The following is a 10,685-nucleotide window of genomic DNA, read 5'->3' on the forward strand; positions in this document are numbered from 1 at the left end:
TTCGGATGAGCACGAGGATCCTCCCGGCGGTGGGTGACTTCGACGCGGCCCGGTCGATCACCACACTGCTCAGCCAGCTGCCCGACGCCGAACCGGCGGCGCCCGTCGGCGACTCCACGTCGCTGCTCGACACGCTCGCCCGGCTCGCGTCGGAGTCGCTGGAGGAGGTGCCCGAGGTCGTCCTGGTCCACGAACGGATCGGACCGGTGCCGGCGCTCGAGCTGATCCGGGAGATCGCCCTGCGCTTCCCGGCGGTCGGGGTCATCCTCATCACCGCCGACGCGAGCCCGGGTATCTTCACCGCGGCCATGGACTCCGGCGCGCGCGGCGTCGTCGCGCTGCCGCTGAGCTACGAGGAGCTCGCCGGCCGGGTGCAGACCGCGGCCCAGTGGTCGGTGGGTGTCCGGCGCCATCTCGGCAGCGGCTCCGACATCCCCACAGGGCCCGGCGGCACCGTGGTCACCGTCTCCGGTGCCAAGGGCGGTGTCGGCACGACCGTCGTCGCCGTCCAGCTCGCCCTGGCGGCGCGGGCCTCGGGCAGCACCGTCGCCCTCGTCGACATGGACCTGCAGGCCGGCGACATCGCCTCGTATCTGGACGTGCAGTTCCGCCGGTCTCTCGTCGACCTTGCATCGGTCACGGACATCTCGCCACGCGTGCTGCAGGACGCCGTGTTCAACCACACCACCGGCATGGCGCTGCTGCTCGCGCCCGGCGAGGGCGAGCGGGGCGAGGAGGTCGCCGACCGCTCCGTACGCCAGATCGTGAGCGCCCTGCGCTCGCGGTACGAGGTCGTGGTCATCGACTGCGGCACCCAGATGAACGGGGCCAACGCGGCGGCCATCGAGATGGCGGAGACGGCCCTGCTCGTCACCACGCCCGACGTGGTGGCGGTGCGCGCGGCCAAGCGCATCGTGCGGATGTGGGGGCGGTTGCAGATCCGCAAGGCCGAGGAGACGGTCACCCTCATCAACCGCTACATACGCAACACCGAGATCCAGCCGGCCCTCGTCCAGAAGATCACCGGTACGAACGTGGCCCCGGTCGCCGTGCCCGCGAACTTCAAGGAGCTCCAGCCCGTCGTGGACGCGGGCCGTATGCAGGACTTGGACGCCAAGTCCACGGTGAAGCAGGCGCTGTGGGCCCTGGCGGGCGAGCTCGGCCTGGTCAAGGCGCCCGCGGGCGCGGCGGGCAAGGGCGGCCGGTTCCGGGGCAACGACCGGGGGTCGTTCGGTCTTCGCCGCCGCGGCTGGGGCGGCGGCACCGATCCGCAGACGACGAGAGACAGCTGAGGGGGGCGAGAGGAGCCATGAGGGTCCCAGGCATACACCGGCGCTTACGCACGATTCGGGTCGGCCGTCGCACGCTCACGACAGGCGACAACCGCCTGCGCCGGGCGCTCGACGACCGAGGCCAGCTGGCGCTGGAGTTCACCGCCATGACGCCGGTCATCCTGGCCACCGTCATCGTGCTCTGGCAGGCGGTGCTGGTCGGCTACACCTTCGTGCTCGCGGGCAACGCGGCCGACAGGGCCGTGCACGCGGGAGCCCAGGCCGACCCCTGGAAGGGCCGCGACCAGGCCTGCCGGAAGGCGGGCGAGCAGGACCTCCCGCCCGCGTGGCGCGACGGCGCCGACATCGGCTGCCGCGTCGACGGCGACCTCGTCAAGGCCCACGCCGACCTGAAGGTGCCGCTTCTCTTCCCCGGCTTCGTCAACATGCCCCTCACCGTTCCCGGCACGTCCGCCGCAGCGAAGGAGAGCTGAGCCATGGCGAACCGAACGGAAGGCACCGTGGGGGTACCTCCCATGCCCTTGAGGCAATGGGGGAGCACCGGTGAACGCCTCAGCCCGGTACGCCGCCGCGAACGCGGCCAGGTGGCCATCGAGTACGTCGGTCTGCTGCCCGTCCTGCTGCTCGTGGGCCTGCTCGCCGTCCAGCTGGGACTCGCCGTCTACGCCGCCCAGCAGGCCGGCACCGCTGCCCGGGCCGCAGCCCGCGTCGCATCCCACGACAACACGGACGTCGACTACCGCACGGCGGGCCGGGACGCCGTCAGCGACTGGCTGGACGTCCAGGTCCAGCTCGACCCGGTGGGCGCCTTCGACGAGGTGAAGGTCACCGCCGAGGTCGGCGTCCCCTCCGTCATCCCGGGAGTCGGATTCGGCGAGGCGAGGCGTTCGGTCACCATGCCGCGCGACTAGCGCGGCTACCGCGACCAGCGGCACGAACGGCATCCCCGTCACCCCCACGAGGAGTCACGCACATGAGCCTGCGGGCCCGCATCAGCAACCCCGAGCCGCAGAGCGGCCACAACGAGGAGAACCACCTCGTCGGCGTCTACCGTGCCAAGCTCCTGGAAGAGATCGACCTCGCGGAGATGTCGTCGCTCGCGCTGGCCGACCGCCGCATCCGCCTCGAACGGGTGCTCGGCCACATCATCTCGCGCGAGGGCCCCGTCCTCTCCACGCACGAGCGGTCCGCGCTGATCCGGCGCGTCGTCGACGAGGCGCTGGGCCTCGGCATCCTGGAGCCGCTGCTCGAGGACGCGTCCATCAGCGAGATCATGGTGAACGGCCCGGACCAGGTCTTCGTCGAGCGCGGCGGCCGCCTGGAGCAGCTCCCGATGCGCTTCAGCTCGCAGGAGCAGTTGATGCAGACCATCGAACGCATCGTCTCCACCGTCAACCGCCGCGTGGACGAGGCGAACCCGATGGTCGACGCCCGCCTGCCGTCCGGAGAGCGCGTCAACGTCATCATCCCGCCGCTGTCGCTCTCGGGCCCGGTCCTCACCATCCGGCGCTTCCCCCGCGCCTTCACGCTCCAGGAGATGATCAACCTCGGCTCGCTCGACGAGCACATGATGATGCTGCTCACGAGCCTGGTGCGGGCCAAGTTCAACATCATCGTCTCGGGCGCCACCGGCACGGGAAAGACGACGCTCCTCAACGCCCTGTCGGGCCTGATCCCCGACGGCGAGCGCATCATCACCATCGAGGACTCCGCGGAGCTCCAGCTCCAGCAGAGCCACGTCATCACCCTGGAGTCCCGGCCCCCGAACGTCGAGGGCAAGGGCCGCATCACCATCCGAGACCTCGTCCGCAACTCGCTGCGTATGCGCCCCGACCGCATCATCGTCGGTGAGGTCCGCGGCGGCGAGACGCTCGACATGCTCCAGGCCATGTCGACCGGTCACGACGGCTCGCTCGCGACCGTCCACGCCAACAGCGCCGAGGACGCCCTGATGCGTCTGCAGACCCTGGCGTCGATGTCGGAGGTCGAGATCCCGTTCGTGGCGATCAAGGACCAGATCAACAGCGCCGTCGAGGTGATCGTGCAGCTGACCCGGTTCGCCGACGGCGCCCGCCGGATCACCGAGATCGCCTTCGTCGACTCCCACGGCCGCGAGGAGTACCGCATGTCGACGGCGTGCCGCTTCAACGCCCAGCCCATGGCCGGGGACGGACGCATCCACGGCAAGTTCGAGTACTTCCCGCTGTCGCGCCGGATCGCCGACCGGCTGTACATGAGGAACGAAGCCATCTCGCCCGTCTTCGGCGTCGCGGACGCGCAGACCCAGCCCCTCAGGCGCTCGCCGCCGCTGTGACCGCACGCCGGTCCGCCGCCCGACGCCCCACCCCGCCTCCCCGCTCCCCGTCCCCGAACCCCCGCCCCGGAGAAAGCCCGTCCCCATGGATCTCTCACTTCTGACGATCGGAGCCACGCTGCTGACCTGCGTGCTCGCCGTCATCGGGTTGCACAGCTACTCGGCGGGCAAGGCCCAGCGGCAGGCACTCGTCGACCGGCTCAGCGCCACCGGCCAGATCCCCATCGTCACCGGCCGCCGACGCCGCTTCCGCACCGTCGACCGCCGGCTGCGCGGCACCGGACTCGGCCGGCGTATCGAGCGCAAGATCGCGACGACCGGCCTCGACATCACGCCGGGCGAGTACTTCGTCTACGTCGTTGCCGCGCTGCTCGGCGTCTACATCGTCGCCGACTCCCTCTTCGCACCGTTCTTCGGCGTCATCGCCGCGGTCATCGGGCTCTGGGGCGCCAACGCCTTCCTCAACTGGCAGCGCAACAAGCGCACCGAGGCGTTCATCGCCCAGCTCCCCGAGCTGACCCGCATCCTCGCCAACGCCACCCAGGCGGGCCTCGCGCTGCGTACGGCGATCGCGATGGCCGCCGAGGAGCTGGACGATCCGGCGGGCGAGGAGCTACGGCGGGTCGCGGACCAGCTGGCCGTCGGGCACTCCCTCGACGACGCCATGAACGAGCTGGCCGAACGGCTCCCGTCGCGCGAGCTCACCGTCCTGGTCACGACGCTGATCCTGTCCAACCGGGCGGGCGGCACCATCGTCTCCAGCCTGCGCAACCTCACCGAGACGCTGGAGGAGCGCAAGGAGACCCGGCGCGAGGTCACCACGCTGCTGTCCCAGGTGAAGGTCACCGCCGTCGCGGTCCCCGTCCTGGGCCTCGGCTTCCTGCTGATCATCAACAGCATGCGGGCGGGCGCCCTCGACGACATGACGGGCTCCTTCGTCGGCAAGGTCGCCGTGATCGTCTCGGCCGGCCTCTACGGGCTCGGCTTCTTCCTCATCAACCGCATGACCCGCATCCGCATCTGACGAGCGCCCAGGAAAGCTCAGCAAGCTCAGCAAGCTCAGCAAAGCCCAGGAAGCCCAGCAAGCCCAGCAAACCCAGGAAAGGAGGACACGCGATGGATCTGCTGCTCGCCCTCGTCATCGGGCTCTCCGTCTTCGGCGCGTTCAAAGGCATACGCCTCTACCGCGCCGACGCCAGACTCCCCGACGACCTCGCCGTGGCCCTCGAGGTCGGATCGTCGCGGACCACCGCCACGGGCTCCGCCATCGACCGGATCGGCATGCGGTACGCGCCCCGGGTGCTGCGCATGATGGGCCCCAAGCGCGTCGACCAGGTGCGCCGCAAGCTCGACATGGCGGGCAACCCCGGCGGTATGACCGTCGACCGGTACGCCGCCCGCCGCGCCGTCTACACCGGCCTCGGCTCCATCACCGCCCTGGTGATGCTGATGAACGGCCAGGTGTTCCTGGCCGTCCTCTTCGCCCTCTACGGCTTCTTCTGGACCGAGGTCCTGATCCGCTCCGCGATCGGCCGCAGGAAGGACGACATCGAGCGGACCCTGCCCGACTTCCTCGACGTCCTCGCCGTCGTCGTCTCCGCGGGCCTCGGCTTCCGCCAGGCCCTGGAGCGGGTCTCGGAGAAGTACCAGGGGCCCTGGGCCGACGAACTGCGCATCACGCTGCGCCAGATGGACATGGGCGTCAGCCGCCGCGAGGCCTTCGACCAGCTGCGCAAACGCAACGACTCGGAGCAGGTCTCGATGTTCGTGTCGGCGCTCCAGCAGGGCGAGGAACTGGGCGCCCCCATCGTCGACACGCTCATCCAGATCGCCAACGACATGCGCCGCACCGACGCGCAGAACGCCCGCCGCAAGGCGTCCAAGGCCGTGCCGAAGGCCACGCTCATCGTCACGAGCGTCATGCTCCCCGCCACGATGATCCTGATCGGCGTCGGCTTCTACTACGCGTCGGGCGTCGACTTCAACGACATCCTCGGCGGCTGAGGCGGCTGAGCAGGGAAGGAGGCGAGTGCAGTGTTCCAGCAGTTCACCCCGGCCCCGGCGCTGACCGGGGGCTCGGCCCCGAGCGGCCCCGAGGCGGCACCCGGCCATGTGCCCGCGCTGCCGATCCAGGTCAACGCGCTCCAGGCGCTGTGCCGTCAGCTCTTCGCCTTCCGGCTGGCGATGACGGCGCTCGCCGCCCCGTTCGCGCTCTCCGCGACCCACTCGGGCCTGTCCGGCTGGCTGGTCGGCTCGGCCGTGCTGGTCACCGTGATGGTCAGCTATGTGCTGCTGCGGGACTGGGAGCGGTTCGGCCCCGTCCTGCTGCGCCACCCCTCGCTGCTCGCCCTCGACATGCTCTTCGGCGCGCTGCTGCTGTTCAGCGCCTCGCCGAACTCGACCCTCGCGTTCGTCTCGATCTGCACCCCGCTCCTCGCCGGCCTCGTCTACAGCTGGCGCGGCGCCGGCTTCTTCGCCGCACTCCAGGTACTGCTCCTCGGCGCCGCGTACGGCGTGAACGAGCAGGTCGACGCGGGCGCCTCCGCCCTGCTGCTGGCCGGACTCTGCTTCATCGCGGGCGCGGTCGGCAGCACGCTGCGGAGCCTGCTGCTCCGCTTCGGCACCGCGTCGCAGGCCCTGACGGAGACCCGCGCCCGGCTCGCCGTCAGTGAGGCGGTCGAGGGCGAACGCGCACGCCTCGCCCGCGAGATGCACGACTCGGTCGCGAAGACCCTGCACGGGCTCGCGCTCGCCGCCGACGGCCTCGCCGCATCCGCCGGCCGCATGGACCCGCTCACCGTCAAGCACCAGGCCGAACTCGTCGCACGCTCGGCCCGCCGCGCCGCGTCCGAGTCCCGCGAACTCCTGTCGGACCTGCGCCGTGAGGCCGGGTACGACGGAGGCATCGACGTCGCCACCGAACTGTCCGCACGAACAGCCGACTTCGGCCGCCGCACCGGCCTGCCCGCCACCTACCACCGCCTGGGAGGCATGCCCCTGCCCTCCATGCCGAACGCCGTGGGACGGCAGTTACTCACGATCGCCTCCGAGGCGATGGAGAACGCCCACCGCCACGCCCACCCCACCCGCGTCGAGGTGTCGGCGGGCATCGTCGGCGGCCAGGTCCGCCTCAGCGTCTACGACGACGGCCGGGGCCTGCCGCCCGGCACGACCCTCGACGAACTCAGACGCGCGGGCCACTTCGGCCTCGTCGGCATGGTCGAGCGCGCCGCCTCCGTCGGTGCCCGCATCCGCATCGGCAGAGGCCAGGCCACCACCGGCACCGAGGTCCGAGTGGAACTGCCGCTCGCCGCAGTGATCCCGGCCCCGCCCCCCATCGCCGTACCGGCCCAACCCGATCCAGCCGCAACACCCTGATCCACCGCACCGCACCAGCTGATCCGCTCCCCAACCGTCCCCCCACCTCCGGAGAGGAGGCCGCACGATGCCGGACGAAACACACACCGGGCACCACCACCTGTCGCACCACGTGTCCCAGCACACCTCAGGGAACTCGGTCCCCCGTTCCGAGCACACTCCGACGCACGTCCCCATACCCCCGTCGGCCGCGGCGTCTGAAGGATTCCCCGCCTTTCCCGGCCCGCCCCGAGCCGAACCGCTGCGCGTCGTCGTGGCCGACGACAACCCCGTCGTACGGGCCGGACTGACCGTCCTGCTCTCCGGCCGCGACGACATCCAGGTGATCGCCGAGGCCGCCGACGGCCGCGAGGCCTACGAGGAGGCCCAACGCCACCGTCCCGACGTCATCCTCCTCGACGTCCGCATGCCGGGCGTCGACGGCATCTCGGCCCTCCCGCACCTGGTGCGGCTGGCGCCGGTGCTGATGATGACGTACAGCCGCGAGGCCGAAATCGTCCACGAGGCGGTGCGCCTGGGCGCCGGCGGCTATCTGGTCCACGGCGAGTTCACAGCCGATCAGCTCGTCGCAGCCGTACGGGACATCAAGGCGGGCCGCGCCCCCTTCACGTACACGGCGTCAAGCGCGCTGCTGGCTGCGGTACGCGGCGGGCCGGGAGGTCCTGGGGCTCCGGGTTCTCCGGGGGGTCCGGGGGCCCCGGGGGAGGTCCCGCCGCCGCTGCCGGAAGGCCTCGGAACGGCCTTCACGGGCGGGCCCGGCTACCAGCCCGCCCCTCAGCCGCAGCCGTATGCCCAACCACCCGCGCAGCCCTACGCCCAACCACCTGCACAGTCCTACCCACAGGCTTACGCTCAACCATCTGCACCCGCACACGATACGGCAGCGCAAATACCCGAGCCCTGGCCAATGAGCCAGCAACAGCAAAGCGTTGGGCCGCTCACGGGGTCGCAAAACTTCCCTCAAAATCCTTCGCTTTCGCAAGCGAATGTGGGACAGTCTCCACAGTCGGGCGCAGTGGCACCCGCGTCGGCGGCGGGGGGCCGGGAGGCCCGCGGCGTGCCGTCGGGACTGAGTCAGCGGGAGGTGGAAGTGATGGACCTGATCGCGTCGGGCATGTCGAATCAGCAGATCGCCGCCACCTGCTTCATCAGCGAGAAGACCGTCAAGAACCACATCAACCGCATCTTCACGAAGCTGCACGCGGGCAGCCGCAGCGAGGCGATCGCGATCTGGCTGGGCACGGCTCGGGGTGGGGGGACGCGGCATGTCTGAGCGCATGCGGGCCCGTCACCTCAGCGGCTTCGTGGGTCCCCGCGGGTACGTGGGCCCGGAAGCCCAACGCGGGTTTTGGGCCCGGGGTTGGGTCCGCGGGCCCATGCTCCAGGGGTGCCCCCGGCCGTACGTTCTTGGTGTCGCCAGCGAGTCCGGCCAGGAGGAAGCCGGAAGCGCGGACGACACGAAGACTTACGCGAATGCGTCGGCCGGTGAGCGGCCGGCCGAGCATGGAGGGGAACACCATGAAGGACGTCACGCTGAAGGCCGCCACTGCTTCCCAGGTTTACCTGAACAACTGGAAGAACACGGCTGTCGAGGCCATCAAGCGTCGCAGCGACAAGGGTCAGGGCGCGCTGGAGTACGTGGGCATCACCATCCTCGTCGTGGCCATCGTGGTGGCGCTGCTCAACACGAACATGGGCGCAACGATCGCGAACAAGTTCACGACCAAGGTCAACGAGGTCCTCAACAAGTGAGCCGAGCGGCTCACACGGACAAAGGGCAGGCCGCACCGCTGTACATCACAGCGGTGGTCGGCCTGCTCTTTCTCGCGCTCCTGTTCTTCGCGTTCGGCAAAGCGGACGCGGCGCGCAACAGCACGCAGTCAGCAGCCGATGCCGCCGCCCTGGCGGCGGCACAGGAGTCCAGGGACCAGCTGCGGAACGGTTTCCTGGAGAACATCCTCGACGGCGACTATCTCAGGGACATCCTCGACGGCAACCAGATCGGCACGTACAACGGCTGCCAGGCCGCAGCCCGTTTCGCTGAACTGAATGACGCGGAACTGGACCCGGACAGGGTGACCTGCGCCCAACTCAACGAGGGGCGCTGGGGATTCACCGTCAATGTCGTCTCCAAGAAGTCGATGGGCGACACCATCCTCCCCGGCACGGAGAAGAAGCACGCGAAGGCGACGGCCACGGCTGTGGTCGAGCCGCGGTGCCAGTTCGAGCCGAACGAGGACGACCAGGCCACGCCGTCGCCCGATGAAGGCAACGACCCGCCCGGCAATGGCGACGACAAGAAGCCTTCGCCGGGGAAGATCGTCTGCGACGGCAAGGACTGGCCCATCGACCCGAAGAATCTGGACCTCCTACCGGACATGGCGGACCTTTTCACCGTCCGACTGGCCGATCACTGACCGCGAACGAGCGCAAAGGAACACCACTCATGAGTATTCGGCACGCGAGGCGCCTCCGTCGGGCCGCAGCGTCCACCCTTGTCGCCGCGGCCCTCGCCTTCACGGCGACGGCGTGCGGCGGGAACGACGGCGGGGACACGAAGGCGTCGTCGTCGAGCGCCAGCCAGGACACGGGCAAGAGCGGCAACAGTGGCAGCGGAAACACGGAGCCCGACACCAGCAAGACCATCGCGACGCTCAAGGGCGACAACGGCATCGAGATGGTCGTGCATGAGGCGAAGCGCGACAGCGGCGGATTTGTCACCGTGAGTGGTGAGTTCAAGAACACCAGCCAAGAGATGTACACCATCCCCATTCAGTGGAGTGGGCAGGAGAACGCGGTTGCGGGCACGGGGCGCTCGATCGCCGCTATGACGCTGGTGGACTCGAAGGAAAAGAAGCGCTACTACGTGCTTCGCGATACCGACAACCGTCCGTTGACCACCGCGGGCTTCGATCCGAGCATCGCAGCGGGCAAGAGCCTGACCTTCTTCGCCCAGTTCCCGGCCCCGCCGGACTCGACCGCCTCGGTCGACCTGCAGTTCCCGGGCTTCCCCAACGCGACGATTGAGATCTCCTGATGAGCGCCGCCACCACCCGCACGCAGTGGGCCGGCGCCAGGATGACGGCGGCCGCGGTCGTCGCTGGGGTTCTGGCGTTCGGCGTCTTCGCCGCGCCGAACGCCCTCGCCGACGACAACCCGTATCCGTCCGCGTCGGCGTCGGCACCCGTCCAGGTCGACGGCACCGACCCCGACCTGAAGCTGCCCGACGGCGCGACTCTGGCCGCTCCCAAGGTGCTCGACATCAAGTCGGTCGTCGAGGACCTGGACGGTGACGAGCGCCGCGAGGACACCAACTCGGACGTGAAGTTCGCCCTTCAGTCCGAGGTGCTCTTCGGCAAGGACAGCGCGAAGCTCAGCAGCCAGGCGACGTCGCGGATCGCGGCCATCGCCGAAGAGGTCAAGAAGCAGAAGGCCACGACGGTCCGGGTCTTCGGCTTCACCGACGACCTGGGCTCTTCCGAGCACGGCCTCGTCCTGTCGAAGCAGCGCGCCCAGGCGGTACAGGACGTGCTGGCCAAGGAGCTCGACGGCACGGACATCACGTTCGAGGTCCGCGGATACGGCGAGCAGTACCCGATCGCGGACAACTCGACGGAGGCGGGCCGCAAGAAGAACCGCCGGGTCGAGGTGGCCTTCCCTCGCTCCGAAAGCTGACCGTCCCCCACACCAGAGGCCGGTCC

12 protein-coding genes are annotated in these 10,685 nt (G+C 69.8%); all 12 read left to right on the forward strand.

Going from position 1 to position 10,685, the window contains the following annotated elements; all coding sequences use genetic code 11:
- The first annotated feature begins 5 nt into the window (after window positions 1-5).
- The 12 genes from ACWD4J_RS28585 to ACWD4J_RS28640 all read left to right on the forward strand — a co-directional run bounded on the left by ACWD4J_RS28585 (window position 6) and on the right by ACWD4J_RS28640 (window position 10,659).
- Entirely contained in the window at window positions 6-1,292 is a 1,287-nt protein-coding gene (locus ACWD4J_RS28585; protein ID WP_451398321.1) for an AAA family ATPase, read from the forward strand.
- A 17-nt stretch (window positions 1,293-1,309) separates the two neighbouring features.
- On the forward strand, window positions 1,310-1,765 hold the full coding sequence (locus ACWD4J_RS28590; RefSeq protein WP_451398322.1) for a pilus assembly protein: 456 nt from the start codon (window positions 1,310-1,312) through the stop codon (window positions 1,763-1,765).
- Window positions 1,766-1,768: 3 nt separating this feature from the next.
- A complete protein-coding gene (locus tag ACWD4J_RS28595) occupies window positions 1,769-2,203 on the forward strand; it encodes a TadE/TadG family type IV pilus assembly protein (protein ID WP_451398323.1) in 435 nt (144 codons plus the stop codon).
- 62 nt (window positions 2,204-2,265) lie between these two features.
- Complete coding sequence (locus ACWD4J_RS28600; protein WP_451398324.1) at window positions 2,266-3,606, forward strand: CpaF family protein; 1,341 nt, start codon at window positions 2,266-2,268, stop codon at window positions 3,604-3,606.
- 85 nt (window positions 3,607-3,691) lie between these two features.
- On the forward strand, window positions 3,692-4,630 hold the full coding sequence (locus ACWD4J_RS28605) for a type II secretion system F family protein (RefSeq protein WP_451398325.1): 939 nt from the start codon (window positions 3,692-3,694) through the stop codon (window positions 4,628-4,630).
- A gap of 92 nt (window positions 4,631-4,722) precedes the next feature.
- A complete protein-coding gene (locus ACWD4J_RS28610; RefSeq protein ID WP_451398326.1) occupies window positions 4,723-5,610 on the forward strand; it encodes a DUF5936 domain-containing protein in 888 nt (295 codons plus the stop codon).
- A gap of 30 nt (window positions 5,611-5,640) precedes the next feature.
- Complete coding sequence (locus tag ACWD4J_RS28615) at window positions 5,641-6,984, forward strand: sensor histidine kinase (RefSeq protein WP_451398327.1); 1,344 nt, start codon at window positions 5,641-5,643, stop codon at window positions 6,982-6,984.
- Window positions 6,985-7,051: 67 nt separating this feature from the next.
- Window positions 7,052-8,257 (forward strand): response regulator transcription factor, encoded by a 1,206-nt coding sequence (locus ACWD4J_RS28620; RefSeq protein WP_451398328.1) that lies wholly within the window; start codon window positions 7,052-7,054, stop codon window positions 8,255-8,257.
- A 245-nt stretch (window positions 8,258-8,502) separates the two neighbouring features.
- Window positions 8,503-8,736 (forward strand): hypothetical protein, encoded by a 234-nt coding sequence (locus ACWD4J_RS28625; RefSeq protein ID WP_451398329.1) that lies wholly within the window; start codon window positions 8,503-8,505, stop codon window positions 8,734-8,736.
- Window positions 8,733-9,401 carry a pilus assembly protein TadG-related protein gene (locus tag ACWD4J_RS28630; RefSeq protein ID WP_451398330.1) on the forward strand — a complete coding sequence of 223 codons (669 nt, stop codon included), beginning with the start codon at window positions 8,733-8,735 and terminating at the stop codon, window positions 9,399-9,401. Before ACWD4J_RS28625 ends, ACWD4J_RS28630 begins: the two co-directional genes overlap by 4 nt.
- Before the next feature lie 29 nt (window positions 9,402-9,430).
- On the forward strand, window positions 9,431-10,021 hold the full coding sequence (locus ACWD4J_RS28635) for a hypothetical protein (protein ID WP_451398331.1): 591 nt from the start codon (window positions 9,431-9,433) through the stop codon (window positions 10,019-10,021).
- Window positions 10,021-10,659 carry an OmpA family protein gene (locus ACWD4J_RS28640; protein ID WP_451398332.1) on the forward strand — a complete coding sequence of 213 codons (639 nt, stop codon included), beginning with the start codon at window positions 10,021-10,023 and terminating at the stop codon, window positions 10,657-10,659. The genes ACWD4J_RS28635 and ACWD4J_RS28640 overlap by 1 nt, the downstream gene beginning before the upstream one ends.
- Window positions 10,660-10,685: the final 26 nt, after the last annotated feature.

The sequence above is a fragment of the Streptomyces sp. NPDC002577 genome (assembly GCF_053594815.1).

Bases quoted from the DNA above. Each gene is read 5' to 3' on its own strand.
- ACWD4J_RS28585 (WP_451398321.1), top strand. From the start codon at position 6: ATGAGCACGAGGATCCTCCCGGCGGTGGGTGACTTCGACGCGGCCCGG.
- ACWD4J_RS28625 (WP_451398329.1), top strand. From the start codon at position 8,503: ATGAAGGACGTCACGCTGAAGGCCGCCACTGCTTCCCAGGTTTACCTG.
- ACWD4J_RS28595 (WP_451398323.1), top strand. From the start codon at position 1,769: ATGGCGAACCGAACGGAAGGCACCGTGGGGGTACCTCCCATGCCCTTG.
- ACWD4J_RS28600 (WP_451398324.1), top strand. From the start codon at position 2,266: ATGAGCCTGCGGGCCCGCATCAGCAACCCCGAGCCGCAGAGCGGCCAC.
- ACWD4J_RS28635 (WP_451398331.1), top strand. From the start codon at position 9,431: ATGAGTATTCGGCACGCGAGGCGCCTCCGTCGGGCCGCAGCGTCCACC.
- ACWD4J_RS28640 (WP_451398332.1), top strand. From the start codon at position 10,021: ATGAGCGCCGCCACCACCCGCACGCAGTGGGCCGGCGCCAGGATGACG.
- ACWD4J_RS28610 (WP_451398326.1), top strand. From the start codon at position 4,723: ATGGATCTGCTGCTCGCCCTCGTCATCGGGCTCTCCGTCTTCGGCGCG.
- ACWD4J_RS28620 (WP_451398328.1), top strand. From the start codon at position 7,052: ATGCCGGACGAAACACACACCGGGCACCACCACCTGTCGCACCACGTG.
- ACWD4J_RS28590 (WP_451398322.1), top strand. From the start codon at position 1,310: ATGAGGGTCCCAGGCATACACCGGCGCTTACGCACGATTCGGGTCGGC.
- ACWD4J_RS28605 (WP_451398325.1), top strand. From the start codon at position 3,692: ATGGATCTCTCACTTCTGACGATCGGAGCCACGCTGCTGACCTGCGTG.